Consider the following 26047-nt stretch of genomic DNA (forward strand, 5'->3'; position numbering starts at 1 on the left):
CATGCTGTTCCACTGCCTCCAGACCGGTCACACCTACAACGAAACGATCGCTTTCCCACAAGCCCCAGCGGAGGTCCAAGCAGCGGCGGCTTGACTTATCCGCGTGGGATGTCTTGTCGCCGCGTACCCGGTCCGGACGGCGGCGTGGGCGGCCGGGCCCGCGCCGGGCCATGCGCAGCGTCTGAAGCACCGGCCAGAGCATGGGGCTGTCGCCCCGCCGGCCCGGCGAGGTGAGCCAGGTCAGCGGGCGGGCCCGGGTCGTCAGCCGGCAGATGGACCTTGGTGGTCAGTCCGCCCCGTGAGCGCCCCAGCGCCTCCCGCCCATCGGCCTCACACACGGGCCCGCCCCCTTTTGCGGGAAGTCCCGCGGCGGCCGGTGACGGGCCCCGGCCGCATGCTGATGAGCCCGGCACGTGGTGGAGTCGATGTCCACCGCCCAGTCCTGCTCCAGCTCACGGGCCAGGACACCGTCGGGATCGCCGGCGTCGGCGACGACCTGCAGCTCGGCCAGGATCCGCTGCCAGGTGCCGTCCGCCGACCATCGGCGATGCCGTTCGTAAACGGCCTGCCAGGGCCCGTACCGCTCCGGCAGATCCGGTCAGGGCACTCCGGTGCGGGCCCGGAACAACACCCCGTTCACCACTGTCCGGTGATCGGACCACTGCCCGCCAGGCCTGCCGTTGGCCGGCAGCAACGGCTCAATCGCCCGCCACTGCGCATCGGTCAGTTCGTGCCGTCGCACCATGCCCCGACGCCTGCCCGGCCCCGGAGCTGATCCACCCCGCCCGACAAGAGCCATCAGAAACGGCCTAGCCCTCTGGGTAGAAGAGGAACAGCGTGCAGCCGGTGGCGGTCGAGGGTACGTGCCACGACCCGGCCGGGGCGTGCAGGAACGTGCCGGCTGGGTAGTCGCGTGCTCCGTCGTTGAAGGTGCCGGCGACCACGTAGACCTCCTCCGGGCCCGGCTCGTGGACATCGCGGTGCGGCCAGGAGGTACCCGCCTCCATCTCCAGCACGTTGGCGTGTGCGCCGGTCGGCCCCCGCCACAAGGGGCGCAGCCGGATCCCGGGGAACAGCTCACGGGCCGGGGATTCGTCGACAGAGACGGAGGTGTAACCCTCCTGCGTGAGAATTTCAGGGTGCATGCCTGCAACAGTGCCGTGCGCGGGCCGGGGCAGACAGAGACTGTGATGACGCCATGGGGTACTTTCCTGCCATGCATCGTGTGGTGGCTCTGGTACGGCCGGTGCAGTCGGTCTTCGAGCTCGGCTGCGCCGTCGAGGTCTTCGGCACGAAGCGGCCGGGGGTGCCGCAGTACTACGCATTCGAAACGTGCGCGGAGACGCCCGGTCCCGTGCCGACCACGGGCGGGTACGCGATGACCGTGTCGCAGGGCCTCTCGGCGCTGGAGACCGCGGACACCGTGATCGTCCCGGGCTGGCTTCCGGTGGAGGAGCCGCTCTCCGACCCGGTGTGCCGGGCACTGCTGCGGGCGCATGCGCGTGGGGCCCGGCTGGTCACGATCTGCTCCGGGGTGTTCGCACTGGCCCGCACCGGACTACTGGACGGCCGCTCGGCCACCACGCACTGGGCGCGTGCCGAGCAACTGCGGCGTGAGTTCCCCCGGGTGCGCGTGGAACCGGACAGGCTCTACGTGGATCACGGTGACGTCGCCACCAGCGCCGGCGCGGGCGCCGGGTTCGACCTGTGCCTGCACCTCGTCCGGAAGGATCACGGGGCCGCGTACGCCGCTGTGCTCAAGCGGCACATGGTGCTGCCGCCCCGCCGCGAGGCCGGCCGAGCGCCGTACGCGCCGCCCCCTCCGCCCGGGAACGCGTTCGACGGCCTGCTCGAGTGGGTCGACGAGCGCCTCGGCACACCGCTGTCGGTAGCCGACCTGGCCGCGTACCTCGGTGTCTCGTCCCGCACCCTGGCCCGGCGCTTCGCCGACCAGCTCGACACGAGCCCGGGTGCGTGGTTGCTCTCCCGTCGGGTGGCCGCGGCACGCGCCCTGCTGGAGGAGACGGAACTGCCGGTCGAGGCGATCGCAGCCCGCGTCGGCCTCTCCTCCGCGGTCAACCTGCGCCGCCGCTTCCGCTCCGCAACGGGCACGACCCCGGGCGCCTACCGGCGAGCGCTCCGGGTCCCGTGATCCGCCGGACTGCCCGCCCCGGGCTCGGTCTCGCGGGTGGTCTTGGGCCAGCCGGTGTGGCCGCGGAGCATGCGGAAGAGGGCGCGCCAGGCGCACAGGAACGACAGGTAGTTCATGACGACGAAGGAGTGGCCCAGGAGGAGGGCCCGGCCGGGGCCGACCTGCCTGTCGCGGCGAAGGTGGGTGAAGGAGGTGGCCAGGGCGGGGGCGGAGGCGAGGAGGTACCAGGCGGTGAGGTTGGCCGGCACACTTCAGCCAGGTGGCGTTGAGGGCCGAGGTCCTTTTGCTCCGAAGGACCAGGACGTTGGGGCTGCGCAGGAACCAGATCAGGCAGTACTGGAAGAGCAGGGACCAGGGCAGGTCGAGGACCCAGGGGACGAGGAGGTAGGCGAACATCACCAGGGCGGTCAGGTGCCGCATGCGGGGCGCCCGCCAGTTTTCGCCCATCCGCACGATGGACGTCATGTGGCCCTGGTACCAGCGGGTGCGCTGGCGGATGAGGCGCCGCAGGTCGCTCACCCCCTGTTGGTCGACGCAGGCGTGGGCGGTGGTGCGCGGGCGCCATCCCCGTACGGCCAGACTGATGGCCAGGTCCAGGTCCTCGGTCAGTGACTGGGACCAGGGCCGTTCGCCCAGCGCGTCCAGCGCCGAAAGGCGGGTGAACTGGCCGTTTTCGCCGAGGCTGACGGTTGAGGTGAGGTTGCGGCCGAACTGGGTGACGGCGGCCATCGCCCAGACCTGGTAGTCCTGGAACCAGGTCAGGACCAGGCGCTCTCCAACGACGAGGTCAGCAGTTCGTGGTGCGGCCAGTGCGCCGGCCCGAGAACCAGAAGGCGAAGGGGCGCGGCGGCCGCGACGAGCCCCGCTACGACCAGCTCGGGATACGCCGCGTTCAGGCGCGCCGTCACCGGCTGGCCGAGCAGCTTCATCTGAATCGACCAGGCCCGTGTCAGGCACCGCACATGCAGCCGCCTGCCGGCGTCGAGCCGGACGGGCTGCACCCAGTAGGCCAGGTCTTCGCCGACCGCCTCACGCCACCAGGCGCCCAGCTCGGAAGGTTCCTGGGGAATCTGGTTCATTACGCCACCTCTCCGGCCAGCTCCTGAGAGCGATGGCGGGCGCAGACCTCGCGGGACGGCAGGGCTTGTCGGCCGCACGGTACGTTTCCGTCCCGTCGCGAGCAACTGCCCATTTGATCCGGGGCAGCGGAGCGCGTGGGAGTGGCGGTGGCGGATTCCTCGCAGCAGCGCACCGGCAGGAGCAGAGACCGTCCGCCTTGACCGGTTTCCGGTGCCTTCCCCAGGGCCACTACTGCTGACAAGGGGAGACCTGTGGCCCGTACGGGCCGGGGAGGGCAAGCTTGTGAACTTCGTGTTCGAGTGTGGGCGGTGTGGCGAGGACTGCGTCGTTTACGGCGAGCCACCGGTTTCTGGCGGGAGCTGTACCGGGTCCCGGACGAGTGGAACTGCTGGTCCTGCGATGGGCTGAACTACACGCACGGGCGGCCTCCGCCTCGTCCCGGGCCCGCTGCGCGGCCGCAGCGCGGGCGGCCTCGGCCTCGGCAGCCTGTCGACGGCGCTGCTCGTCACGGGCCAGGTCCGCGGTCACCACGTCACGCAGCCGACCTTCCACGGCCTGCCGGCGTATCTCGGAGTCGGCGTCGGGCAGCTCGGTGCGGACCTGACCGGTGACGCGGGCGCGGCGCCGGCGCCGGTCGGTGAGCAGGTCGACGCACCGTTCACACGCGGCGCCGGTGGGCATCAGGACGCCTTCGTCGCAGTGGGCGTCCGTACACGGGCTGGACCTGGGCAGGCCGCGGCCGAGCAGCCAGCCGACCGGGTCGGTCACCGCGTCCGGCCCGCCCGCCTGGGCCGCCAGACGCCGCGTCAGCCGCTCGGCCAGGATCTCCACGGCGCGGTCAGGGCCGACGACACCGGCCGCGTAGCGTAGTTCACGGCGGACCGCCTGCTCCACCACTCGACGGGCCCCGGACGTTTCCAGCCGGTCCCAGAGCACCCGCACCGGTGACAGAACGGCTTCCAGGTCGCGCGCGGCCGCGGAACCACCCCCGCGCCCCCTTGGCGTACCCCAGGCCGGGCCTGGTGCGGAGCATGCATGCGCGCATGCTCCTGTTCCGAGGGGGCCTCGGCCGAGACCTTGCCTGTAACGGCCGCCTGGGGCTGTCCGTTCTGCTGAGGGATGGGGACGGGAAGACTGTTCGGCTTGTCGCCGCGCAGCGGGCCACCCGCACCCTCTGCCGTCTGCGGCTGAGCCTCACCCTGGCCGTCCGCGGACTGGTCCTCACGCCTGCACGCGCGCTCCGGCCGCCCACCGGACCCACCACGGCCTTCGCCGGCGCACCCACAAGCACCCGCACCATCCCCCACCTCAACTGCCACAGAAGGGTGACCCATGTGAAGGTGTGCGGTATCCGCGCGGTCCCGAAACCCGGCGTTTCCCGCGCCGTACGGCCGGTCGGCGTCCGTACGGCGACCCCGCGCCTTCGCCTCCGGCACCACACACCCGGCCACGGCCCCGCATCCGCGCCGCCGTCTCCCCCGCGACACCCGAGCCAGCCCAGCACGGTCGAACCGGCCCGGCATCCGGGCCGCGGCATCCGCGGAACACCTCAGCAGCCGCGCCACGGTGGCCGCCGGACGCCCCGGTCGCCGGACACCGTGCCCGGACACAGCCGCAGCCGCCCCGACGGAGCCGTCGACAGCACGATCAGCAGCAGCCCGAGCCGGTCCATCGCCGCACCCTTGCCGCACCGCCCCGCCAGCAGCCCCCGGCCCTGACCGCCCCAGGCCGGGGCGAACAGCTCCTCGCACAACGCCAGCAGCACCGCGAGCTCCGAACGCGACAACGCCAGCGGATCCCGCCGCTCCCCCGCCGCCTGCGCCCGCACCAGCGGCACCACCGCACACTCCGGCGCCGGGCGCCCCGACCCGTCCAGCACCACACGGTCCACCAGGCCCCCGGCCTGCCGCAGCTCGGGCAGCGCCGAACGCGCCACCTGCTCCCGCCCCATCCCCCCAGCCACCGGCCCTCCACCGAACGGGCCCGGCCGTACAACCTGGTCGTCACCGGCCTGCACACGTATTCCGTGCTGGCCGGCGGCGCCCCCGTCCTGGTGCACAACTCGACCTGCATCCGTTACGGTACGTCCCTCTCGGCTGCCGAGGCGGCCAATCCGCTGGTGGAAAGCCTCCGTGCGGCAGGGAAGCTGCCCGGCAATTACCTGACGAAGAAAGAAGCCGAAAAGGCCGGCTGGAAGAAGGGCAAGGCGCTGGGCAACAGCGTCCCGGGCGGACAGCTCGGTGGGGACGTGTTCGAGAACAGCGACAACTTGCTCCCCTCCGCCCGGGGCGGGTGTGGCACGAAGCGGATGTCGGCCTGAACGACATGATGAACCGGCCGAGGCAGCCGGGAACCCGACTGCTCTACCCGGACGACAGGCTCGCGTTCGTGACCAGCGACCACTACCGGACTTTCCACCCGCTGCCCGAATGGAAGTGATGCACATGCGAGCAGAAATCGACGGTGCGACGGTCCGCACCGCGGCAGATCTGCATTCCGCCTTGTCCCGGGCCCTGGATTTCGGCCCCTACTACGGCGGGAATCCGGCTGCCCTGTGGGACCGGCTCACGACGGATGTCGAGCGTCCGGTCGAGCTGGTCTGGTCGGACTCGGAGCTCAGCAGAGCCGCCTTGGGTGAGACGGAGTTCGCGAAGTTCCGGAGCCTGCTGCTCCGCGTCCAGGAGCAGGATCTCGCCTACGGGCCGGCGGAACGCTTCTCGGTGACGTTCGCGTAGCGAGCCGTCGCACGACGAGGGCCCGGGACACACCCACCGGTGTGTCCCGGGCCCTCCGTCTCACCGGCGCACGGCCCGGCGGCGCTCCGTTCAGGCGTTGACCTTCGGGATGACGTCCCTGGCGTACGCGTCGATCACCGCTTCCTTCGCGTCGTGCATCGCGTACAGCGCGAACTGGTCGACGCCCAGCTCACGCAGCCTGTGCAACTTCTCGACCTGCGCGTCCGCCGTGCCGATGAGGCAGAAGCGGTCGACGATCTCGTCGGGGACGAAGGCGGTGTCCGGGTTGCCCGAACGGCCGTGGTGGGCGTAGTCGTAGCCTTCGCGGGACTTGATGTAGTCGGTCAGCTCCTGCGGCACCGCGCCCGAGTCCGTGCCGTACTTGGACACCAGGTCGGCCACGTGGTTGCCGACCATGCCGCCGAACCACCGGCACTGTTCCCTGGCGTGGGCGAGCGCCTCGGGCGAGTCGTCTTCCGTGACGTAGGCGGGGGCCGCGACACAGATCTTGACGTCGGACGGGTCGCGGCCCGCCCCCGAGGCGGCCGCGCGTACCGCCTTCACCATCCACTCCGTGAGGAACGGGTCGGCGAGCTGGAGGATGAAGCCGTCGGCCTCCTCGCCGGTCATCTTGAGCGCCTTGGGGCCGTACGCGGCCATCCAGACGGGAAGCCGCGCCCCTTCGCGTACCCAGGGGAACTTGACGACCATGCCGCCGCCCAGGTCGGCCTCCTCGCCGCGCCCTAGAGCACGGACGATTTTCATGGTCGCGCTGATCCGCGCGAGGGTGTTGGGGGCGCGGCCGGCCACCCGCATCGCCGAGTCGCCGCGTCCGATGCCGCAGACGGTGCGGTTGCCGTACATGTCGTTGAGGGTGGCGAAGGTGGAGGCGGTGACCTCCGGGGTGCGGGTGGAGGGGTTGGTGACCATCGGGCCGACGGTCAGGCGTTCGGTGTGTTCCAGGATGCGGCTGTAGATGACGAACGGCTCCTGCCACAGCACACACGAGTCGAAGGTCCAGCCGTGGGTGAAGCCGCCTGCCTCGGCGCGCCGCATGAGGCTGACGACCTGGGAGGCCGGCGGGTCGGTCTGCAGAACGAGTCCGAAGTCCATGGTGATAGCCCCTTCCGCTGTTCAGTTCAGGTACTGGCAGGTGCCGCGCGGGGTGTACGCGCCGTGCCCGTCCCGGCCGGTGAACTCGCGCGCGGTGATGACGGGTTCGCCGCGCGACAGGACCGTCTCGACCCGCCCGGTCAGGCGCCTGCCCTCGTAGGCCGAGTAGTCGACGTTCATGTGGTGGGTGGCCGCCGAGACGGTCTGCTCGGCGTGCGGGTCGTAGATGACGAGGTCGGCGTCGCTGCCCGGCGCGATGGTGCCCTTCTTCGGGTAGAGGCCGAACATCCTGGCCGGGGTCGCGCAGGCGATCTCGATCCAGCGCCGCCGGGAGAGATGTCCGTCGACGACGGCCTGGTGCAGCAGGTCCATCCGGTTCTCGACGCCCGGCATCCCGTTCGGGATCTTGGAGAAGTCCCCGCGGCCGAGCTCCTTCTGCCCGGAGAAGCAGAACGGGCAGTGGTCCGTGGACACCACCTGGAGGTCGTTCGCGCGCAGACCGTGCCAGAGTGCCGCCTGGTGCTCCTTCGGCCGCAGCGGTGTGCTGCAGACGTACTTCGCGCCTTCGAAGCCGGGTTCGGCGAGGTTGTCCGTCGACAGGAACAGGTACTGCGGACAGGTCTCGCCGAAGACCGGCAGGCCCTCGTGCCGCGCGCGCGTCAGTTCGGCGACCGCCTCCCGCGCCGACACGTGGACGACGTACAGCGGCGCTCCGGCGACCTGGGCCAGCTTGATCGCGCGATGGGTCGCCTCCGCCTCCAGGAGCGCCTTCCTGACCTCGCCGTGGTACCGCGGATCGGCCTGACCGCGCTCCAGCGCCTGCTGCACGAGCACGTCGATCGCGATGCCGTTCTCGGCGTGCATCATGATCAGGCCGCCGTTGTCACCGGCCCGCTGCATGGCGCGCAGGATCTGTCCGTCGTCGGAGTAGAAGACGCCCGGATACGCCATGAACAGTTTGAACGACGTCACGCCTTCGCCGACGAGCCCGTCCATCTCCTTGAGCGTGGACTCGTTCACATCCGACACGATCATGTGGAAGGCGTAGTCGATCGCGCATTTTCCGTCGGCCTTCGCGTGCCAGGCGTCCAGCCCGGCGCGCAGCGCGGCGCCCTTCGACTGCACCGCGAAATCGATGATCGTGGTGGTGCCGCCCCACGCCGCCGCCTTCGTGCCGGTCTCGAAGGTGTCGGAGGAAGCGGTTCCGCCGAACGGGAACTCCATGTGGGTGTGGGCGTCGACGCCGCCGGGGACGACGTACTTCCCGGTGGCGTCGATGACGCGCTCGGCGGCCCACTGCTGACTGCCCGGGGTGGCCAGTGCCTCGACACGGCCGTTCTCGACCAGCACATCGGCGTGCACTTCTTCGGCGGCCGTGACGACCAGGCCGCCGCGGACGACTGTACGGGTCATGCTTCCGGTTCTCCCTTCCACACACCAGTGGTGCTCGGCGGCGCCGGAAGGGACACGGCCCGGCGTGCTCTGCCGTCCGGGCGGACCGCCCCAGGTGACGCCGCGTCATGACCGGTCTACACCCGTAGAGCGCGGCCGTGCAGCCGACCGTAGAAGCATGTCACCCACCGTGGCAACACCATGACCGCAGTTCAGGGGAGCCGACCGACGGCCGGGCGCTCTTACTTCATTGATTGCGCAACTCGGGAACCCTGCCTTCTCCCGCCGCGTTGCCCGATGGGGGACAGCACGACACACCGGACCGCACGCACACGCAACAGGAGACACAGCACCATGGGCGTCAGCCTCAGCAAGGGCCAGAACGTCGTCCTCAACCAGGACGGCACTCCCCTCGCGGACGTCACCGTCGGCCTGGGCTGGGACGCCCGGCCCACCGCCGGCGCGGACTTCGACCTCGACGCCTCGGCGGTCGTCTGCGGCACCGACCAACGCGTCCTGTCCGACGCGCACTTCGTCTTCTACAACAACCTGACCAGCCCGGACGGCGCGGTCCGGCACACCGGCGACAACCTCACCGGCGCGGGCGACGGCGACGACGAGCAGATCCTCATCGACCTGGACCGGCTCGGCGAGGAGACCGGCCAGGTCGTCTTCACCGTCTCCATCCACGACGCCGAGCGGCGCGGCCAGAGCTTCGGCCAGGTCGAGGACGCGTACATCCGCGTCGTGGACAACCTGACGGGCCGCGAGATGTGCCGCTACGAGCTGTCGTACGACGCGGCGGGCGAGACGGCGATGGTCTTCGGCGCCCTCTACCGGCGCGGCGGCGAGTGGAAGTTCCGGGCCATCGGCCAGGGCTACGCGTCGGGGCTGGCCGGTATCGCCACCGACTACGGCGTCAACGTCGGCTGACCCGCGAGACACGGAAGCGGCACACCGAACGACACACGGAAGGGGCACACGGAAGGGCGCGCCCGTCCGGGCGCGCCCCGCGTCGTGCCTACAGGTGCGAGGCGATGGCCGGCATCAGGTCCTGGAAGGTACGGCCGTTGGCGGGCTCGCCGATGGCAGCCATCTCCCAGCCGCCGCCGGCCCGGCGCACCTTCGCCATGATCTGCGCGGTGTACGGGCCGCCACCGGTCAGGGTGTAGCGGGCCAGCTCCTGGCCGTTGGTCTCGTCGACCAGGCGGCAGAACGCGTTCTGCACCTCGGCGAAGGTCTGCCCGGTGAAGGAGTTCACCGTGAAGACGATCTGGTCGACCCGAGCGGGCACCCGCTGGAGGTCGACGAGGATCACCTCGTCGTCGCCGCCCTGCCCCGCGCCGCCCACCAGGTTGTCGCCGGTGTGGCGCACGGAGCCGTCGTCGCTGACCAGGTGCTGGAAGAAGACGACGTCGACGGGCTCCTGCCCGGCGAAGAGGACGGCCGAGGCGTCCAGGTCGATCTCGCGGGCCATCAGCTTGGCGAGGAAGCCCTTGCGGGCGGCGGCCTGCCAGCCGAGTCCCATCCGTACGACGCTGAGCTCGCCTCCGCCGGACTTGCTCAGACTGATCTTCTGACCCTTGTCCAGGTTCACGGTCATGTGCTGTCACTCCTGCGTCGGGATGGCGTGCCTTGGGCAGGCGGCGGCCGTCGCCACCGGCCGGGGATCAAAAATCTACAGCACTGTAGAGGTAATGGAGAAGTAAAGACGCGCACGGTGGAGCGGGTGAACACAGGCGCCCGGCAGCCGGTACGGGCCGCGGGCACCGGGCGTTCCGCACTTGGCGGGCCCCGCCGGAATGCTCACAGCGGGGCCCAGTCGTACGGTACCCAGCCGGGCGCCCGGGCAACAGGGCGCGTCGCCGTTTCACGGCACCGAGGACACCCGCTCCGCCGGCGGCTGCGGGAGGCGGCGGCCCGGCTCTTCCGCGAGGCGTGCGTCCGACTCCGCCGCCCCTTCCGCCAGCCTGCGCAGCGCCCGCGCCGACGGCGATCCGGGCTCGGCGTGGTACGTGATGAGCTGCTGGTCCGGATCGGCCGGCAGGGCGAGCGTCTCGTACGCGAGCGACAGCGGCCCCACCGACGGGTGCGTCAGCCGCTTCCTGCCGAAGCCCTTGTCCTGGACGTCGTGTGCCGCCCAGATCCGCCGGAAGTCGGCGCTCCGCGCGGACAGCTCGTCGATCAGCGCGCACAGCTCCGGGTCCTCCGGGAACCGGCCGACGTCCCGCCGCAGGTGGGCGACGACATGCGCCGCCTTCTCCGCCCAGTCGGCGTACAGCTCGCGCGCCGCCGGGGCGAGGAAGAGCTGCCAGGCCAGATTGCGCTCCTCGGCCGGCATCGCGGCGAAGTCACCGAGAAGGGCGCGGGCGAGCCGGTTCCAGCCGAGGATGTCCAGCCGCCGGCCGACCACGTACGCGGGGACGCCGTCCATCGCGTCGATCAGGTCCTGGAAGGCGGGACGGATCCGCTGCGGACCGGGAGCGGGGCGCAGGCGCCGGGGGGCCGGTCCGGCCAGGTGGGTCAGGTGGGAGCGCTCGGCCCGGGTCAGCCGCAGCACGTCCGCGATCGCGTCCAGCACCGCCGTGGAGACGTTCTGTCCCCGCCCCTGTTCGAGCCGTATGTAGTACGCCACGCTGACCCCGGCCAGCTGCGCCAGCTCCTCCCGTCGCAGGCCGGGCACCCTGCGGCGCCCGCCGTGGTGAGCCAGCCCGACGTCCTCCGGCCGGAGCCTGGCGCGGCGGGAGCGGAGGAATTCGCTCAGTTCGGTGCGCTGGTCCATCCCTGAATTATGACGGGCGTCGCCCGGGGAGCGGTATCGACGGCCGACGGGCACCGGGCGCCGTCCGGTCGGGGCGCCGGACGCCCTGGGGTCAGGGGGCGTCACCCCCGTGCCGCCAGGGTGGTCCTCGCAGTAGTAGGAACGCCGAGCGTAGGTTCAACGGGGTACTGGTTGCTCCGGGCATGCAAGTCCACCGTGGAGTACATGAACCGCACCTCTGTTCCCGCATACGCAGCTCCCGCCCCGAAGGCTCCGCTGGAGCGCACCACCATCGAGCGCCGTGAGCTGGGCGCACACGACATCCTCATCGACATCAAGTTCGCGGGCATCTGCCACTCCGACATCCACACCGTGCGGGCGGAGTGGGGCGACGGCGGGCACTTCCCGATCGTCCCCGGCCACGAGATCGCGGGCGTGGTCAGCGAGGTCGGCTCCGAGGTGACCCGGTACGCGGTCGGCGACCGGGTCGGCGTCGGCTGCTTCGTCGACTCCTGCCGGGAGTGCGAGAACTGTCTGGCCGGCCTCCAGCAGTACTGCACCGGCGAGCTGGGCCAGGTCGGCACGTACAACGCCGTCGGCCGGGACGGCGTGGCCACCCAGGGTGGCTACTCCACCCACCTCGTCATCGACGAGAACTACGCGCTGAGCATCCCGGACAGCCTGCCGCTGGACGCCGCCGCGCCGCTGCTGTGCGCCGGCATCACCCTGTACTCCCCGCTGGCGCACTGGAAGGCCGGCCCCGGCAAGAAGGTCGCCGTCGTCGGTCTCGGCGGTCTCGGTCACATGGGCGTCAAGATCGCCCACGCGATGGGTGCCGAGGTCACCGTGCTGAGCCAGTCGCTGCGCAAGCAGGAGGACGGCCTGCGGCTCGGCGCCGACCACTACTACGCCACGTCCGACCCGGAGACCTTCAAGGAGCTGGCGAACAGCTTCGACCTGGTCGTCAACACCGTCTCCGCGCAGCTCGACCTCAACGCCTATCTGGGCCTGCTGCGCACCGACGGCACCCTCGTCCAGCTCGGCGTGCCGGAGCACCCGCTGTCCGTCGAGCCGTTCGCCCTGATCGGCAACCGCCGGTCCTTCACCGGCTCGCTGATCGGCGGCCTGCAGGAGACCCAGGAGATGCTGGACTTCTGCGGCGAGCACGGCATCACCTCGGAGATCGAGGTGATCAGCGCGGACCGGATCAACGAGGCGTACGAGCGGGTGCTCGCCAGCGACGTCCGCTACCGCTTCGTGATCGACACCGCGACGATCTGACGGCCGCGGGGCCCGGCCCCGCTCCCCGGGGTGCCGCCGCGGCGGCACCCCGGGACACCGCCGACGCGACCCGGGCGACACCCGGAAATCACCGTGGGTACTGTTCCGGCGACTGGTTCCGTGCTACCTTCGAATCAGTTGCAGTTTTGGTACCCATAAACGTTATGTGCGCCTGACGGTATGTGACCGTCGGGCGCATTTTGTTTCTGCCGGTCACATCCGGATGGGCTCAATTGCGGCGACCCTGGAAACCGCGCAGTGCGGAATCCTCAACTGCCTCGATCGAAGGATAAAGACATGGCAACCGGCACCGTGAAGTGGTTCAACTCCGAAAAGGGCTTCGGCTTCATCGAGCAGGACGGCGGCGGCGCCGACGTCTTCGCCCACTACTCGAACATCCAGGCCCAGGGCTTCCGTGAGCTCGTCGAGGGCCAGAAGGTCTCCTTCGACGTCACGCAGGGCCAGAAGGGCCCGCAGGCGGAGAACATCGTCCTCGCCTGACCGACGCGCAGGCCGGCCGGTCCCAGCGGACCGCCGCCGCGACGGTAGGACTGCGTAGACGCGAGCCGGAGCTTCACCCGAAAGGGTAGGTCTCCGGCTCGCGTCTTTTGGTGCGCGGCCCGGGAATCCCTCCGGAACCGATCGGAACCGGCCGGAACATTCAGGCGGACGACAGTCCGCGTTCGGCCGCCCGCAAGGATTCCGTCAAGATCTCGGCGCCTTCCGCCGCCTCCTCGGCGGTCAGCGACAGCGGGGGCGCGATGCGCAGCGCGGCGCCCGCCAGGCCGCCCTTGCCGATGAGCAGCCCGCGCTCCCTGGCGGCCTCCACGACGAGGTCGGCCGCCCGCGGCGACGGTTCACCGGTGTCCGGCGCCACCAGTTCGACACCGATCATCAGGCCGCGCCCGCGCACCTCCCGTACGATCCCGAGCCCGGCGCCGGCCGCCCGCAGCCGCTCGATGAGCGGGCCGCCGACCCGCCGGGCGTTGCCCTGGAGATCGTGTTCGAGGAGGTGGTCGAGATTGGCCAGGGCCGCCGCCATCGTGACCGGGCTGCCGCCGAAGGTGGAGATGGAGTTCGCGCCGAGGCAGTTCATCACCTCGGCGCGGGCGACGACACCGCCGACGGACATGCCGTTGCCGATGCCCTTGGCGAAGGTCAGCAGGTCCGGCGGGCCGTTGCCAGCATGCGCCTGCCAGCCCCAGAAGTGGTCGCCGGTCCGGCCCCAGCCGGTCTGCACCTCGTCGGAGATCCACAGGATGCCGTGCCGGTCCAGCACCTCGCGGAAGGCCGCGTAGAGCCCGTCGGGCGGCGAGGTGAAGCCGCCGACGCCCTGCACCGGCTCGGCGATCAGCGCGGCGACACCTGCCGTCTGGCCGAGCAGGTCCTCCAGGTCGGCGACGCAGGCATCGATGTACGCGGCGTCGGACAGCCCGGCGTACGGGCCGCGGGTGCGCACGCCACCGTGCACGTACAGCGTCTGGAGCGGCGAGAGGCCGGTCGGTGACCAGGCGCCGTTGCCGGTGATGCCGACGGTCGAGAAGGACCGGCCGTGGTAGCTGTTGCGCATCGCCAGGATCTGGTTCGAGCCCCGGTACGCCGTCGCCAGCAGGAGCGCGGTGTCGTTCGCCTCCGTACCGGAGGTGGTGAAGAAGACCCGGGCGTCGGGGATGCCGGAGAGCGCGGCGATCCGCTCCGCCAGGTCCACCATGGGGCGGGAGAGGTAGAGCGTCGAGGTGTGCAGGATGCGGCCCGCCTGGTCGGCGACCGCCTTGGTCACCTCGGGCAGCGCGTGGGCGGTCATCGTGGTCAGGATGCCGCCGAAGAAGTCCAGGTAGCGGTTGCCGTCCGCGTCCCAGACGTGGCGGCCCTCGCCGTGCGTCAGCTCGATGGGCCGCTCGTACAGCAGCGTGAGCCAGTCCGGCAGGACGGCGCGGTGCCGGGAGCGCAGGTCGGCGGCCGGGCCGGGGGTCCCGGAGCCGTTCCGGGGCGCGCGCGGGGCCGTCATGGCCGGACCAGGCCCTCGTACGCGTCGGGGCGGCGGTCGCGGTAGAAGGCCCACTGCTGCCGCACCTCGTCGATCAGGCCGAAGTCCAGGTCGCGGACGACCAGTTCCTCCTTGGTGTCGCTGGCGACGCCGCCGACGAACTGCCCGCGCGGGTCGACGAAGTAGCTCGTCCCGTAGAAGTCGTTGTCGCCGTACTCCTCCACGCCGACCCGGTTGATCGCCGCGACGAAGTACTCGTTCGCCACCGCGGCGGCGGGCTGTTCGAGCTGCCAGAGGTAGGCGGACAGGCCACGGGAGGTGGCGGAGGGGTTGTAGACGAGCTGCGCGCCGTTCAGGCCCAGCTGGCGCCATCCCTCGGGGAAGTGGCGGTCGTAGCAGATGTAGACGCCGATCCGGCCCACGGCGGTGTCGAAGACCGGCCAGCCGAGGTTGCCCGGCTTGAAGTAGTACTTCTCCCAGAAGCCCTTGACCTGCGGGATGTGGTGCTTGCGGTAGGTGCCGAGCACGGTGCCGTCGGCGTCGATGACGGCGGCGGTGTTGTAGTAGAAGCCGGACTGCTCGACCTCGAAGACCGGCACCACGATCACCATGCCGGTCTCGCGGGCCAGCTCCTGCATCCGACGGGTGGTGGGGCCGTCCGGCACCGGCTCGGCCCAGCGGTAGTGCTCCGGCTCCTGCACCTGGCAGAAGTACGGGGCGTTGAAGACCTCTTGGAAGCCGATCACCTGCGCGCCCTGCGCGGCCGCCGCCCTGGCGTGCTCCTCGTGCTTCGCGATCATCGAATCGGTGTCGCCGGTCCAGGACGCCTGAACCAGTGCGGCGCGTACGACGTTACGGACAACATCGGCCATGAGCTGCTCCTTCGTCGAGCCGTCGGCCACGGGCCATGCGGATCTACGCGTGTGGAGGCGACCGTAGGCCCCGTGCAGCGGCGAGGCAAGACCATCTCCCCCGAGGGCGGGACGCGGGGCCGGACCGGCCGCCGGGCCGGCGTCAGCTTCTCGGGCCGCCGGCGCGCAGGGCGTGGCTGATGTCGCGGTGCCGGTGCGGCGAGACTCCGGCGGCGGCGTCCAGGAGCAGCGGGGTCAGCTCGCCCGGCGCGCTCGCGGTCGCCTCCACCGCCTCCTCGGGGGTACGGGCCCGGACGAGCGCCGCGAACAGTTCCCTGGCCTGGACCGGGCGGCCCGCGCCGAGCAGCGCCAGCGCCGTGTGCGCCACTTCCTCGACGGGGCGGGTGACGCCTTGGCGCAGCAGGCGTGCGCTCTCGGCCGTACGCCCGGCGGCGGCGAGCGCGTCGGCGGCAGCGGCGAGCCGGGCGGGCGGCAGACAGGCCGCCTCCCAGAGCAGCGTCGGCACTTCCGTCACCAGCCCGGCGTGCTCCAGCTCCGCGATGAGCAGCGGCAGCTCGGCGGGGGGCGCGTGCGCGGCGGCGCACAGCAGGGCGTGCGCCTCCCCGCCGCGCCCGGCCGCCCGCAGCCGCGCGAGCCGGGCGGCGCTGGTGGAGGTGCGAGGGGCGGCGGGGGCAGGGGGCGGGGCGGGGTGCGGGGACGGGCGGGGTGCCGCCGCCTGTTCGGCCAATGCGTCGATACGGGCCTGGAGTTCGCGGGCCCGGGCCCCGGACCGCGCGTGGTCGTCGCGGGCCCAGGCCAGTTCGCCGGTGAGCCGCTCCGTCCCGGGGCCCCCGGCCGCCGCCCGGAGTTCGGCGAGCAGTTCCCGGCCGCGGAGCGCCGCGTACTGCCGTTCGCGCAGCATCACGTCCAGCCGGTCCTCCAGCCGGGCAAAGGCGTCCGGCCGGGCGTCGTACGCCGCGACCGCCTCGTGGTGGAGCCTGCGCGCCCGTGGCCCGGCGGTACGTACGGTGTGTGCGCCACGCCGTTCGGCGAGATCGTGCAGCAGCGATTCCACGACGTCCCAGGGCGGTACGTCCCTCCCGTCCAGGCAGGCCCGTACCCCTTCGGGGTCGCGGAGCGTGAAGACCCCGTACCACCCGGCCGTCTCGTCGAGCAGCCGGGTCAGCCCGCGCAGGAACCGCGCGAACTCCTCCACCGGCGTCCCCGGTTGTTCCCCTGCCACGGTCCGCTCTCCCTCCCCCGGCCCCCGTACACCCGCCCGTCCCCACCCCACGCCCGCACCGCACTCGGCACCAGCCGGGTTTCGGCCTGGATCGCGGTCGGGCCGCGGCCGGTTTGCGCGGGCCTCCCGCACGGGTGGCCCGGAGGTCCGCCGTTCTCGGTGGCGGGGCCCGGTCCGCGGACCTGGCCGATACGCACCGGTCCGCCGGCGCGAGCGGCCGCAGGTCCGTCCGGGGGAGCCGGGGCGCGGCCGTGCTTCGGGCGGGTCCGGCGGGGCACCCGCTGTCGTATGACCGACAACGGCAGTCGCACGACCGACCACGGTGGACCGTCCGGCCTGGGCGAGTCGTACTGGATCGCCACCACACCCGGCACGTCCCACCCGCCGCTCACCGAGGACGCCGAGGCCGACGTCACGGTGATCGGCGCGGGGATCGCCGGGCTGAGCACGGCCTGGGAGCTGGCCAGGATCGGCCGCCGTGTCGTCCTGCTGGAGGCGGACCGGATCGCCGCCGGGGTCACGGGCTGCACGACCGCGAAGCTCTCCGCGCTGCACACCCTGGTCTACGACCGGCTGCGCCGCACCCGCGGCCCCGAGGGAGCCCGCCACTACGCGCGGTCCCAGCAGGGCGCGGTCGAGCACGTCGTCGAGACCGCCCGGCTCCTCGGTGTCGACTGCGACCTGGAGCGCGGGCCCGCCTTCACGTACGTACGGGACCCGGAGGGCACCGGACAACTGCGCGCCGAGGCGGATGCCGCCCGCGCGGCCGGGCTGCCGGCCTCCTTCGTCACCGAGACCGGGCTGCCGTTCCCCGTGGCGGGCGCGGTGCGGGTCGAGGACCAGGCCCAGTTCCATCCGCGCAAGTACCTGCTCGCGCTGGCGGAGGACTTCCGCTCCCGGGGCGGCGTCATCCACGAGCGCACCCGGGCCACCGGCCTGCACGAGGGGTCGCCCTGCCGGGTGACGACGGAGACGGGCGCCACCGTGACCTCGCGGGACGTCGTGGTCGCCACCCACTACCCGGTCTTCGACCGTGCCCTGCTGTTCACCCGTCTGTCGCCGCGGCGGGAGGTGGTGGTGGCCGCCCCGATCGACGCCGGCCGCGACCCGGCGGGCATGTACATCACACAGGAGGAGGGCAAACGGTCCGTCCGTACCGCGCCGTACGGCGACGGACAGCGGCTGCTCATCGTCACGGGCGAGACCTTCAAGTCGGGCACGGCCGACGCCGGCGAGAAGTTCGCGGCGCTGACCGCCTGGACGCACCGGCACTTCCCCGGTACCGAGGTGGCGTACCGGTGGGCCACCCAGGACAACGACGCCACCGACACCGTTCCGCTGATCGGCCCGTTCCACCCGGGTGCGCGGCACACCTACGTCGCCACCGGGTTCGGCGGCTGGGGCCTGAGCGGCGGCGTGGCCGCCGGCCGCCTGCTGGCCGGACTGATCGCCGGGGATCCGCCGCCGTGGGCCGGCCTGTACGACCCCCGCCGGCTGTGGAGCACCGTACGGGAGGCCCCCGCCTTCCTCAAGCACCAGGCCGAAACCGGCCTGCACTTCGTCGGCGACCGGCTGCGCTCCACGCACGTCGACTCGGCGGCGGACGTCGCGCCCGGCACCGGCGCGGTCGTACGGGTGCGGGGCCGCCGCTGCGCGGTCTACCGCGACGAGGACGGAACGGCCCGCGCCGTGTCGGCGCGCTGCACCCACCTGGGCTGCCTGGTCGCCTTCAACGCGACGGAGAAGGCGTGGGAGTGCCCCTGCCACGGCTCGCGCTTCGCACCGGACGGCTCGGTCCTCCAGGGCCCGGCCACCGAGGCGTTGGAGGCGCGGGAGGTGGAGTAGGCGGGACGTGGTCCCGGAAGCGCCCTCCGGATTTCGCGCTATCTTGCTCGGACAAAGGTCCGCTTCCGAGATCAGCCCGGCGCCACCGCCGTCCCCTCGGCCACGCGTCACTTCGCCGTGGCTCCCGGGCCCCCGGGGAAACCGGGGGAACCCGGATACAAGGGCCGTCTCGTCAGCCCGGCAGGGTGTCGCAGGCAGGGAGTTGAGGATGGTCGCGGAGGGCGCGCCGGCCACGGCCGGGAGACTGCGGGCGATCAGCGAGGAGCTGTCCGACCGCTTCTACGAGCGGGCCGACGTGGTGCGGACGCTGGTGGTGGCGCTGCTGGCCGGGCAGCACTCGCTGGTGCTCGGGCCGCCCGGCACGGCCAAGTCCGAGCTGGCCAGGGAACTCACGGGCCGGATCGAGGGAGCGGCCTACTGGGAGATCCTGCTGTCGAAGTTCACCGCGCCGACGCGGATGTTCGGCCCCGTCGACGTCGCCGCGCTGGCGCGGGGCGAGTACCGCCAGGTGTACGAGGGCCGGGCCACGACCGCGCACGTCGCGTTCATCGACGAGATCTTCAAGTGCTCCACGGCGGCGCTGAACGAGACGCTGGGCTATCTCAACGAGCGGATCTACCATCCCGAGAGCGGCGGTGCACCGATCCACTGCCCCTTGATCGGGGCCATCACGGCGAGCAACGAACTGCCGTCGGGCGAGGACACGGCAGCGATCTACGACCGGCTGCTGGTGCGGATCGAGGTCGGGTACCTGGAAGACCCCGCGAACTTCGCCGCGCTGGTCCGCTCCGCCGTCCGCCGCCCCGCGGCACCGCAGCGGACCACCGTCGCCTTGGCCGCGTTGCAGCACGCCGTGACCGCCGCGGTCCCGGCCGTGGACGTCCCCGACGCGATCGTGGACGCGGTGTGCACACTGCGGGCCGCCCTGCGCCGCAAGGAACTCGTCGCCTCCGACCGTCGCTGGCGGCAGGCGGTGGGCCTGCTCCAGGCGTCCGCCTACCTCGACGGCCGCGCGGCGGTCGCCGAGAACGACCTGTCGGTACTGACGCACGTACTGTGGGACTCCCCCGCCCAACGCCCGATCGTCGAGCGGGAAGTGCTGCACCTGGTCAACCCGGACGCCAAGGAGGCGCTCGACCTGGCCGACACCATCGAGGAGCTGGAGACCGAACTCGACGCGATGGCCGGGCAGTCCCGCGAGGCGCTGAGCGACTGGGTCATCAAGAACGCCCACCACAAGCTCGCCAGGGCGGGCCAGCGGCTGGAGAAGCTGCGCGAGGAGGCGGCGGGCGCCGGGCGTTCCACCGCCGCGATCGACCGGGTGGCCGGCCGCCAGCGCGCCGTCCGCGCCCGCGTCCTGACCGAGGCCCTCGGCGTGGACGCGAGCATGGTGCAGGTCAGGCGCTGAGGGGTTGCGGATCATGGGTGGGACACCGGGCCGGCTCGACGCGCTGGTGAGCCGGGCCGGGACGTGGCTGGGCCGGTCCGGCGCGGTGTCCGGGCAGCACACCACGGCCGTGGTCGCGGACCGGTTCGACCGGTTCACCTGGCGCGACACCTACGCGCAGGCGGCCGGGCTGCGTGAGCTGGCCGAGGAGCTGGGCGGGCACCACGACGGCAGCGCCGACCTGCTGACCGACGTGTTCCTGGCCGCCTACAAGACCGGCCCGCGGCTGCGGGAGCCCGCGGAGATGGCTCCGTCCCGGCTGGTCAACCACCAGGTCGTCAGCTCACTGGTGGAGTCGCCGGAATTCGCCGAGCTGCACCGGGAGACGGCCGGCGACCCCTACGCCGCCGCCATGGCCGTACTCGCCCAGGCAACCGCGCTCCGCCGGATGCTGGAGCACGCCCGGGGCGCCCAGACACGGGCCGAGCGGGCGCAGCGGGCCCGGCAGGCCGCCGACGGCGCGGTGGCCGCCGTGGGCGAGGCACTTCGGCAGGCCGCCGAAGGGGCCGCCGAGGACGGCACCGTACCGGGCCCGGCCGCCGACGCCGTACTACAGGCGGTCGAGGCCGCGGAAGCCGCCGAGGCCGCCGGGCGGCGGGCCGCCCAGGGCGCCGCGCAGGCCCGCACGGCGGCGGCCCCCGGCATCCGTGCCGCCGCCGGGAACGCGGTGGCGGAGGCGGCCGAGACCGTGCAGGAGGAAGCCGCGCTGATGCGGGCCTGGGGAGTCGGGGCCGGCGAACTGGAACGGCTGCCGTTCGACGAGCGCGCCCGGCTCGCCGAGCGGCTGCGCACCAGCCGCCTCGCCCGGTGGGCCGACCTGATCGGCCGCTTCCGGCAGATGGCGAGCGGTGAGCGCGCCCGCAAGGTCGAGAACACCGCCGGGGAGCTGGTCGGCATCACACTCGGCGACGATCTGTCCCGTATCGTCCCCTCCGAGCTGGCCAGCCTCGGCCTGCCCGCGCTGCGCGCGGTGTTCGCCGCGCGCTACGCCGCCGGGGAGCTGATGCTCTACGACAGTCAGGGAGAGCAGACCGCCGGACAGGGCGCGATCATCGCGTGCGTCGACACGTCGCACTCCATGTACACGGAAGGGCCCGGCGGCGGCACCCGGGAGGCGTGGGCCAAGGCATGTGCCCTGGCGCTGCTGGACCAGGCCCGGCACGCCGGGCGTGACTTCGTCGGCATCCTGTTCTCCGCCGCCGACAGGCTCCGGGTCTTCCGCTTCCCGGCCGGCGAACCGCCCGGCATCGACCGGATGCTCGCGTTCGCGGAATCCTTCCTGGGCGGCGGCACCAGTTACCAGACGCCCCTGTCGGCCGCCCGGGAGCTGCTGGAGGAGGAGTTCGGCGACGCCGCCCGCAAGCGCGGCGACATCGTGCTGCTCACCGACGACGAGTGCGACGTCACCGAGGAATGGACGCGCGACTGGAACGACGCCAAGCGCCGGCTGGGCTTCCGGGTCTTCGGGGTGGCCATCGGCGCGCCGGGCGCCGCCGAGACCGGTTCGGTTCTGGAGGCCCTGTGCGACAACCTCCGCTCCGTCGAGGATTTCACCGATGTGCACACCGCCGCCGATCTTTTCCGGGTGATCTGACGCCGCCTCCCGGGCGGCGCCGCGGGTGAGACTGATCACCGTGCCGCCCGCGCCGCCCCCGGCACAGGCCGCACTATCAGCCGCAACGCGAGGAATCAGCCATCTTGAGTGGGTGTTTCCCCCAGGTGGTGAGTACATTGGCCCCTTGCCGGCCGGGGTGTCCTCGTCCGTCGGGGTGCACCGCCGGGCCCGTACGCCGCGCCGACGGCGGCAGCGGCCGGCCCGCCCACGAGAGAATGGACCTTCCTTGAGCACGCCCCGCCTCGTCCCGCTGTCCCCGACCACCTGGGCGTGGACGCACGACAGCACCGCCTGGGGATTCAGCAACTGCGGGCTCGTGGCGTCCGACGGCGAAGCGCTCCTGATGGACACGCAGTTCACGCTGCGGGCCACCCGGGAGCTGCTGGACGCGATCGCCGGCGCCGTACCGGACGCGACGGTGACCACCGTGGTCAACAGCCATCAGAACGGCGACCACACCTGGGGCAACGAGCTGGTCGCGGACGCGGAGATCATCACGTCCGAGGCGTCCGCGGCGCACCTGTGCCAGGAGATGACCCCGGACATGCTGGCGGCCCTCAGCCGCAGCGAGCCGACCACCGCGGTCACCGCCTACGCCGTCGAGCACTTCGGCGTGTTCGACTTCGGCGGCATCACCGTCACCCCGCCGACCCGTACCTTCACCGGCAGCCTGGACCTCACCGTCGGCCGCACCGCGGTACGGCTGCTCGACCTCGGCCCCGGGCACAGCGCGGGCGACGTCGCGCTGCACGTCCCCGAGGACGGGGTGGTGTTCACCGGTGACGCGCTGTTCGACGGCGGCCACATGATCGTCTGGTCGGGCTCGCTCACGTCCTGCGTCACCGCCTGCGACACCCTGCTGGCCACCGGCGCCACGACCTTCGTGCCCGGCCACGGCCGGATCACCGACCGGGCGGGCGTCACGGCCTTCCGCGACCGGCTGTCCCGGATCATGGACACGGCCACCGCCCACGCCCGCAAGGGTACGGAGCTGGCCGAGGCGGCCCGGCTGGTCCAGCAGGAGTACGCCGGCGGCCTGGCGCACCCCGAGCGGCTGTTCACCGCGGTCGCCGCGGCCTACCGGGAGGCGGGCGCGGAGAACGTCCCGTCCACCACGTTCGAGCTGGTCGAGGGGATGGCTCAGCTCGCCGCCGGATAGTCGCACGGCACCACCAGCATGAACCGCTGCGTACGGTCGCTGAGCGGCGCGAAGCAGCGGAAGGTGACCTCGAACTCCTCGTCCCCGTGGCCGGGCAGGTACAGCCAGCGCCGGTCACCGTCGGGGTGGGTGACGGTCGTGAGGTCGTCGGTGAGCAGCCGGGCCGCGACCTTGTCGCGTTCCTTGATCTCGGCGACGACCTCCGCCAGCCTCCGGTTGTCCGGCTGTTCCGCGGCGGCCAGCCGGAGCTGCGACGCCATCGGCTTGGCCCAGGACTCCTCCCAGTCGATCAGTTGGAGGCGGGCCTCGGGGTAGGTCAGCGCCCAGATCATGACGTTGACGCCGTGCTTCATCCACGGCCAGTCCTGCTCGCACGCCGTGTTGTACAGGAGCACGTCCCACGCCGCGTCGGACAGGTACGCCGGCCAGGGCTGCACCTGGATGAGCGCGGACGTGGACGGGTCGACGAAGCCGTCGGGGCGGTACAGGGGCGGCGGTACCTGGCCCCGCGCGTAGACGAAGAGGGTGTGCCGCTGGGCCTCGTCGAGGTCGAGGATGCGCACGATGCGCTCCAGCCATTCGGCCTTCGGCCGCTCGATCCTTCCCGACTCCAGCCTGCGGTACCAGCCCTCGGTGACCCCGGTGAGCGCCGCCGTCTCGGCCTGGGTGACGCCGCGCCGGTCCCGGTGGCCGAATGTGGCGGTGAAACCGGGCACCTGGGTGGGGTCCCGGCGGCTGCGCCAGTTGCGCAGGAAGTCACCGAGCAGGTGCTTACTGGACATATATTGCCAAACTCCCCGCGGGATTCGGTAAAGGGATCGAAAAGTTACGGCCGACTTTAACCCGGCGTCGCTACGCGCCGGACCCGTCCCTCCCCGGCCCGCCCGCCCCGCAATGTGCAGTAAATCCAGCAAATCACCCCATCCCACTCTCCGGACCGGCACCGTGCCTACCGGAACTCCTGGTGCCGGTCACCGCAGGTGACCGGCGCCGGACGAGAACGATCAATCGGTTTGTGCCAGAGTGACTGACCGCGCGAGGGCACCCGCGCCGCGGCATCCCCGCGGCCGCACCGCCACCGCGCCGCCGGCGGGAGCCGGGCGTCCCAGCAGCAACCGAGAGGCATCCATGAGCCGCAGCGTCTTCATCACCGGTGGCAACCGGGGTATCGGGCTGGCGATCGCGGAAGCCATGGCCGCCGACGGGGACAAGGTCGCCGTCACGTACCGCTCGGGCGAGCCGCCGGCCGGTGTCCTGGGCGTCCCCTGCGACATCACCGACCCGGAGCAGGTCGAGGCGGCCTTCCGCCAGATCGAGGAGGCGCACGGCCCGGTCGAGGTCCTGGTGGCCAACGCCGGCATCACCCGCGACGCCCTGCTGATGCGGATGTCGGAGGACGACTTCGAGGCCGTCGTGGCGACCAACCTCACGGCCGCGTACCGGCTGGCCAAGCGCGCCACCCGCGGCATGCTGCGGGCCCGCAAGGGCCGGATGGTCTTCGTCGGCTCGACCGTCGGCCTGCGCGGCGAGGCCGGCCAGGCGAACTACGCGGCGGCCAAGGCCGGACTCGTCGGCCTGGCCCGCTCCCTCGCCCGCGAACTGGGCTCGCGCAACATCACCGCCAACGTGGTCGCCCCCGGCCTCACCCGGACCGACATGGCCGCGGCGCTCCCCCAGGAACGCCTGGACGCCATGGTCGAACAGATCCCCCTGGGCAGAATGGCCCGCCCCGAGGACATCGCCGCGGCGGTGCGCTGGCTGGCCGGCGACGAGGCGTCGTACATCACCGGGGCCGTCGTCCCGGTGGACGGCGGCGCCGGCATGGGCCACTGAGCCCCGCGCGCAGCCGCACACTTTCACCACATCCCCGCGCCCTTTCCGGCGCGGGCGGACAGACCTGTCCCCACGAGGGGCGGTGCCGTGAGTGCTTGGACGGGGGTCAGGCGCTCACGCACCGGGGGACGGCGGGGAGCCTGTGAGACGCCGGTCGCCGGCGTCTCACAGGCACAGCACGGACGGCCGCGGCCGGCCGCCGCCCCGGCGCGGTACGCCGACTCGTCCGACGGGCGGGCTCAGTGGCCGCCCCGGGGCTCCTCGCAGCCGCCCTCCATGTAGGCGCCGTGCGGCTCGATGTCGAGCGGCGGGCCCAGACGGCCGGTGAGGCACGGGCCGTCCGGGAGGGACAGCGTGAAGCCGAGGGAGCCGCCCGAGCGGTGGACGCCGGTGCCGTCCTTCGGGTAGGCGAGCCGTTCGAGCAGCGCCGCGAGGTCCCCCTCGTCGCGCACTCCGGCCGGACCGGCCTTCCGCAGCGCCGCGGCGACGCGTTCGGCGTGCGCGGTCCCCCGGCAGCGGGCGTTCGGCGTGAGCTGCACCGTCTGCCGGTAGCCGTGGTTCTCCGCGTAGCGCGAGTTCTCGGGGTCCTGGGCGACGCCGCCCGGCGGATCACTCGCCGGAGGGCTCGGGAGACGCGTGGAAGCGCCCGCACAGCGGGCGGCGATGTCCTGGAAGAGACGGGAGCCGGTGGCGTGCTCCGGGCCGGTGGCAGGCTTCGAACCGGTCGTGCCCTCAGCCCCGGTGGCGCGCTCGGTGCCGCAACCGGTCAGCGTCAGCAGCGCGGCAGCGGCTGCGGCCGCTCCTGCTGCGGCCAGGCGTTTCACAGATCACTCCGATTTGGCTGGGGCACAGCGGACAAGGGCAGATTGTGCCCGTACGCGCCGTAACGGTCATGAGTACGCGTACTCAGACGCCGCGGTCCCTCGACGCGGGAACGAAGGAGGGGGCCGCCGGTGCCGCACCCCTGGCCAGCAGCAGCAACGCGTCGACCAGGTCCTCGGCGGTCGAGCCGGTGGCCAGACGCCGCAGTTGCTGCCCCGTGACCAGGGCGACCACGGTGCCCGCCAGGCGCTCGGCGCCGGCGACGCCCAGCGCCGTCAGGATGCGGGCGGCGAGCCGGTCGTACGCGGCGAAGCACTCGACGGCCGCGGCCCGCAGCCGCTCGTCGCGGCCCGCCTGGACGTACAGTTCGAACGGCGCGATGTGCTCGCTGTCGAACTCCGTGCCGCCCGCGACCTGCCCGACCAGCGCGGCGGCCTCGGGCAGCCCGATCCGGTCGAGGCGGCTGTCCGCCGCCAGTTCGGTGAACCGCCGGGTCTCCTCGGCGACGAACCGCAGCAGGCTCTCCCGCAGCAGGTCGTGCTGGGTCGCGAAGTGGTACGTCACCGACCCCGGCGAGACACCGGCCTCCCTGGCGATGCGCCGGTTGGTGACGGCAGCGACACCGTCGCGGCCGATGATGCGCAGGACGGCGCCGATGATGCGATGCCGGGTGTCTCCCGCCCGCTTCGGCGCGCCGGAGGGGCCCGGCTCCCGCACCGGCCCGGCTTCCG

Annotated in this window: 26 protein-coding genes and 2 pseudogenes; 11 read left to right on the forward strand and 17 right to left on the reverse strand. The window is 72.3% G+C overall.

The annotated features are described in order from the left end of the window. Positions 1 to 286: 286 nt before the first annotated feature. Positions 287 to 799 (reverse strand): annotated as a pseudogene (locus ACZ4QV_RS30365) (IS5 family transposase). A gap of 10 nt (positions 800 to 809) precedes the next feature. Then, positions 810 to 1145 (reverse strand): cupin domain-containing protein, encoded by a 336-nt coding sequence (locus tag ACZ4QV_RS30370; protein WP_467763673.1) that lies wholly within the window; start codon positions 1143 to 1145, stop codon positions 810 to 812. 71 nt (positions 1146 to 1216) lie between these two features. On the opposite strand from ACZ4QV_RS30370, the gene ACZ4QV_RS30375 reads away from it, so the two are divergent. Then, on the forward strand, positions 1217 to 2152 hold the full coding sequence (locus ACZ4QV_RS30375; RefSeq protein ID WP_361640438.1) for a GlxA family transcriptional regulator: 936 nt from the start codon (positions 1217 to 1219) through the stop codon (positions 2150 to 2152). On the opposite strand, the gene ACZ4QV_RS30380 is transcribed toward ACZ4QV_RS30375, so the two are convergent. The 5 genes and pseudogenes from ACZ4QV_RS30380 to ACZ4QV_RS30400 form a co-directional block, all read right to left on the reverse strand. After that, entirely contained in the window at positions 2125 to 2400 is a 276-nt protein-coding gene (locus tag ACZ4QV_RS30380; RefSeq protein WP_467763674.1) for a hypothetical protein, read from the reverse strand. The genes ACZ4QV_RS30375 and ACZ4QV_RS30380 overlap by 28 nt on opposite strands. 136 nt (positions 2401 to 2536) lie before the next feature. After that, positions 2537 to 2881, reverse strand: a pseudogene (locus ACZ4QV_RS30385) (glycosyltransferase family 2 protein); the annotation flags it as partial. Positions 2882 to 2910: 29 nt separating this feature from the next. Next, positions 2911 to 3231: a DciA family protein gene (locus tag ACZ4QV_RS30390; RefSeq protein WP_361619659.1), complete on the reverse strand. Its 321-nt coding sequence runs from the start codon at positions 3229 to 3231 to the stop codon at positions 2911 to 2913. Between the two features lie 229 nt (positions 3232 to 3460). Then, positions 3461 to 4126: a hypothetical protein gene (locus ACZ4QV_RS30395; RefSeq protein ID WP_361619657.1), complete on the reverse strand. Its 666-nt coding sequence runs from the start codon at positions 4124 to 4126 to the stop codon at positions 3461 to 3463. 655 nt (positions 4127 to 4781) lie between these two features. After that, entirely contained in the window at positions 4782 to 5195 is a 414-nt protein-coding gene (locus ACZ4QV_RS30400; RefSeq protein ID WP_361160515.1) for a hypothetical protein, read from the reverse strand. Between the two features lie 63 nt (positions 5196 to 5258). Between ACZ4QV_RS30400 and ACZ4QV_RS30405 the strand changes: the two genes are divergently transcribed. Continuing rightward, complete coding sequence (locus tag ACZ4QV_RS30405; protein ID WP_361619655.1) at positions 5259 to 5552, forward strand: ribonuclease domain-containing protein; 294 nt, start codon at positions 5259 to 5261, stop codon at positions 5550 to 5552. A 124-nt stretch (positions 5553 to 5676) separates the two neighbouring features. Continuing rightward, on the forward strand, positions 5677 to 5967 hold the full coding sequence (locus ACZ4QV_RS30410; RefSeq protein WP_361619653.1) for a barstar family protein: 291 nt from the start codon (positions 5677 to 5679) through the stop codon (positions 5965 to 5967). A gap of 90 nt (positions 5968 to 6057) precedes the next feature. Here the strand turns inward: ACZ4QV_RS30410 and ACZ4QV_RS30415 are convergent, their stop codons facing one another. Both ACZ4QV_RS30415 and hydA read right to left on the reverse strand, forming a co-directional pair. Further along, entirely contained in the window at positions 6058 to 7080 is a 1023-nt protein-coding gene (locus ACZ4QV_RS30415; RefSeq protein ID WP_361160506.1) for a TIGR03842 family LLM class F420-dependent oxidoreductase, read from the reverse strand. A gap of 21 nt (positions 7081 to 7101) precedes the next feature. Beyond that, complete coding sequence (hydA, locus tag ACZ4QV_RS30420) at positions 7102 to 8493, reverse strand: dihydropyrimidinase (protein ID WP_361160503.1); 1392 nt, start codon at positions 8491 to 8493, stop codon at positions 7102 to 7104. A gap of 333 nt (positions 8494 to 8826) precedes the next feature. On the opposite strand from hydA, the gene ACZ4QV_RS30425 reads away from it, so the two are divergent. Next, on the forward strand, positions 8827 to 9405 hold the full coding sequence (locus tag ACZ4QV_RS30425; RefSeq protein ID WP_030020389.1) for a TerD family protein: 579 nt from the start codon (positions 8827 to 8829) through the stop codon (positions 9403 to 9405). 88 nt (positions 9406 to 9493) lie between these two features. On the opposite strand, the gene ACZ4QV_RS30430 is transcribed toward ACZ4QV_RS30425, so the two are convergent. Together ACZ4QV_RS30430 and ACZ4QV_RS30435 are read right to left on the reverse strand one after the other, a co-directional pair. Beyond that, entirely contained in the window at positions 9494 to 10075 is a 582-nt protein-coding gene (locus ACZ4QV_RS30430) for a TerD family protein (RefSeq protein ID WP_361160496.1), read from the reverse strand. A gap of 267 nt (positions 10076 to 10342) precedes the next feature. Then, a complete protein-coding gene (locus ACZ4QV_RS30435; RefSeq protein ID WP_361160493.1) occupies positions 10343 to 11254 on the reverse strand; it encodes a helix-turn-helix transcriptional regulator in 912 nt (303 codons plus the stop codon). 204 nt (positions 11255 to 11458) lie between these two features. Between ACZ4QV_RS30435 and ACZ4QV_RS30440 the strand changes: the two genes are divergently transcribed. Beyond that, positions 11459 to 12514: an NAD(P)-dependent alcohol dehydrogenase gene (locus ACZ4QV_RS30440; RefSeq protein WP_467763675.1), complete on the forward strand. Its 1056-nt coding sequence runs from the start codon at positions 11459 to 11461 to the stop codon at positions 12512 to 12514. A gap of 297 nt (positions 12515 to 12811) precedes the next feature. Further along, a complete protein-coding gene (locus ACZ4QV_RS30445) occupies positions 12812 to 13015 on the forward strand; it encodes a cold-shock protein (RefSeq protein WP_030020385.1) in 204 nt (67 codons plus the stop codon). Between the two features lie 160 nt (positions 13016 to 13175). Here the strand turns inward: ACZ4QV_RS30445 and ACZ4QV_RS30450 are convergent, their stop codons facing one another. The 3 genes from ACZ4QV_RS30450 to ACZ4QV_RS30460 all read right to left on the reverse strand — a co-directional run bounded on the left by ACZ4QV_RS30450 (position 13176) and on the right by ACZ4QV_RS30460 (position 16595). Further along, positions 13176 to 14522: an aspartate aminotransferase family protein gene (locus ACZ4QV_RS30450; RefSeq protein WP_467763676.1), complete on the reverse strand. Its 1347-nt coding sequence runs from the start codon at positions 14520 to 14522 to the stop codon at positions 13176 to 13178. Beyond that, positions 14519 to 15373: a nitrilase-related carbon-nitrogen hydrolase gene (locus ACZ4QV_RS30455; RefSeq protein ID WP_361160484.1), complete on the reverse strand. Its 855-nt coding sequence runs from the start codon at positions 15371 to 15373 to the stop codon at positions 14519 to 14521. Before ACZ4QV_RS30455 ends, ACZ4QV_RS30450 begins: the two co-directional genes overlap by 4 nt. Positions 15374 to 15515: 142 nt before the next feature. Then, positions 15516 to 16595 (reverse strand): hypothetical protein, encoded by a 1080-nt coding sequence (locus ACZ4QV_RS30460; protein ID WP_361591486.1) that lies wholly within the window; start codon positions 16593 to 16595, stop codon positions 15516 to 15518. 288 nt (positions 16596 to 16883) lie between these two features. Between ACZ4QV_RS30460 and ACZ4QV_RS30465 the strand changes: the two genes are divergently transcribed. From ACZ4QV_RS30465 to ACZ4QV_RS30480, 4 genes are all read left to right on the forward strand, one after another. Beyond that, positions 16884 to 18440, forward strand: a complete 1557-nt coding sequence (locus ACZ4QV_RS30465; RefSeq protein ID WP_467763677.1) for an FAD-dependent oxidoreductase — start codon at positions 16884 to 16886, stop codon at positions 18438 to 18440. A 208-nt stretch (positions 18441 to 18648) separates the two neighbouring features. Continuing rightward, on the forward strand, positions 18649 to 19848 hold the full coding sequence (locus ACZ4QV_RS30470; RefSeq protein ID WP_361160474.1) for an AAA family ATPase: 1200 nt from the start codon (positions 18649 to 18651) through the stop codon (positions 19846 to 19848). A 13-nt stretch (positions 19849 to 19861) separates the two neighbouring features. Beyond that, the gene (locus tag ACZ4QV_RS30475) at positions 19862 to 21481 is read left to right on the forward strand and encodes a VWA domain-containing protein (protein WP_467763678.1); all 1620 of its coding nucleotides are present in this window, start codon (positions 19862 to 19864) and stop codon (positions 21479 to 21481) included. Between the two features lie 247 nt (positions 21482 to 21728). Continuing rightward, positions 21729 to 22661 carry an MBL fold metallo-hydrolase gene (locus ACZ4QV_RS30480; RefSeq protein ID WP_361638992.1) on the forward strand — a complete coding sequence of 311 codons (933 nt, stop codon included), beginning with the start codon at positions 21729 to 21731 and terminating at the stop codon, positions 22659 to 22661. Here the strand turns inward: ACZ4QV_RS30480 and ACZ4QV_RS30485 are convergent. Next, positions 22643 to 23443: an MmyB family transcriptional regulator gene (locus tag ACZ4QV_RS30485; RefSeq protein ID WP_361160466.1), complete on the reverse strand. Its 801-nt coding sequence runs from the start codon at positions 23441 to 23443 to the stop codon at positions 22643 to 22645. The two genes, ACZ4QV_RS30480 and ACZ4QV_RS30485, sit on opposite strands and share 19 nt — an antisense overlap. Positions 23444 to 23789: 346 nt before the next feature. Between ACZ4QV_RS30485 and ACZ4QV_RS30490 the strand changes: the two genes are divergently transcribed. Then, entirely contained in the window at positions 23790 to 24494 is a 705-nt protein-coding gene (locus ACZ4QV_RS30490) for a beta-ketoacyl-ACP reductase (RefSeq protein ID WP_361160463.1), read from the forward strand. A 239-nt stretch (positions 24495 to 24733) separates the two neighbouring features. Here ACZ4QV_RS30490 and ACZ4QV_RS30495 read toward each other — a convergent pair whose 3' ends face one another. Both ACZ4QV_RS30495 and ACZ4QV_RS30500 read right to left on the reverse strand, forming a co-directional pair. Beyond that, the gene (locus tag ACZ4QV_RS30495; protein WP_467763679.1) at positions 24734 to 25318 is read right to left on the reverse strand and encodes a hypothetical protein; all 585 of its coding nucleotides are present in this window, start codon (positions 25316 to 25318) and stop codon (positions 24734 to 24736) included. Positions 25319 to 25400: 82 nt separating this feature from the next. After that, the gene (locus ACZ4QV_RS30500) at positions 25401 to 26033 is read right to left on the reverse strand and encodes a TetR/AcrR family transcriptional regulator (protein ID WP_467763692.1); all 633 of its coding nucleotides are present in this window, start codon (positions 26031 to 26033) and stop codon (positions 25401 to 25403) included. Between the last annotated feature and the right edge of the window lie 14 nt (positions 26034 to 26047).

This window comes from Streptomyces sp. NPDC026394, from assembly GCF_055567735.1.

Bases quoted from the DNA above. Each gene is read 5' to 3' on its own strand.
- ACZ4QV_RS30370 (WP_467763673.1), bottom strand. From the start codon at position 1,145: ATGCACCCTGAAATTCTCACGCAGGAGGGTTACACCTCCGTCTCTGTC.
- ACZ4QV_RS30375 (WP_361640438.1), top strand. From the start codon at position 1,217: ATGCATCGTGTGGTGGCTCTGGTACGGCCGGTGCAGTCGGTCTTCGAG.
- ACZ4QV_RS30390 (WP_361619659.1), bottom strand. From the start codon at position 3,231: ATGAACCAGATTCCCCAGGAACCTTCCGAGCTGGGCGCCTGGTGGCGT.
- ACZ4QV_RS30410 (WP_361619653.1), top strand. From the start codon at position 5,677: ATGCGAGCAGAAATCGACGGTGCGACGGTCCGCACCGCGGCAGATCTG.
- ACZ4QV_RS30415 (WP_361160506.1), bottom strand. From the start codon at position 7,080: ATGGACTTCGGACTCGTTCTGCAGACCGACCCGCCGGCCTCCCAGGTC.
- hydA (WP_361160503.1), bottom strand. From the start codon at position 8,493: ATGACCCGTACAGTCGTCCGCGGCGGCCTGGTCGTCACGGCCGCCGAA.
- ACZ4QV_RS30425 (WP_030020389.1), top strand. From the start codon at position 8,827: ATGGGCGTCAGCCTCAGCAAGGGCCAGAACGTCGTCCTCAACCAGGAC.
- ACZ4QV_RS30430 (WP_361160496.1), bottom strand. From the start codon at position 10,075: ATGACCGTGAACCTGGACAAGGGTCAGAAGATCAGTCTGAGCAAGTCC.
- ACZ4QV_RS30435 (WP_361160493.1), bottom strand. From the start codon at position 11,254: ATGGACCAGCGCACCGAACTGAGCGAATTCCTCCGCTCCCGCCGCGCC.
- ACZ4QV_RS30440 (WP_467763675.1), top strand. From the start codon at position 11,459: ATGAACCGCACCTCTGTTCCCGCATACGCAGCTCCCGCCCCGAAGGCT.
- ACZ4QV_RS30445 (WP_030020385.1), top strand. From the start codon at position 12,812: ATGGCAACCGGCACCGTGAAGTGGTTCAACTCCGAAAAGGGCTTCGGC.
- ACZ4QV_RS30450 (WP_467763676.1), bottom strand. From the start codon at position 14,522: ATGACGGCCCCGCGCGCGCCCCGGAACGGCTCCGGGACCCCCGGCCCG.
- ACZ4QV_RS30455 (WP_361160484.1), bottom strand. From the start codon at position 15,373: ATGGCCGATGTTGTCCGTAACGTCGTACGCGCCGCACTGGTTCAGGCG.
- ACZ4QV_RS30465 (WP_467763677.1), top strand. From the start codon at position 16,884: ATGACCGACAACGGCAGTCGCACGACCGACCACGGTGGACCGTCCGGC.
- ACZ4QV_RS30470 (WP_361160474.1), top strand. From the start codon at position 18,649: ATGGTCGCGGAGGGCGCGCCGGCCACGGCCGGGAGACTGCGGGCGATC.
- ACZ4QV_RS30475 (WP_467763678.1), top strand. From the start codon at position 19,862: ATGGGTGGGACACCGGGCCGGCTCGACGCGCTGGTGAGCCGGGCCGGG.
- ACZ4QV_RS30485 (WP_361160466.1), bottom strand. From the start codon at position 23,443: ATGTCCAGTAAGCACCTGCTCGGTGACTTCCTGCGCAACTGGCGCAGC.
- ACZ4QV_RS30490 (WP_361160463.1), top strand. From the start codon at position 23,790: ATGAGCCGCAGCGTCTTCATCACCGGTGGCAACCGGGGTATCGGGCTG.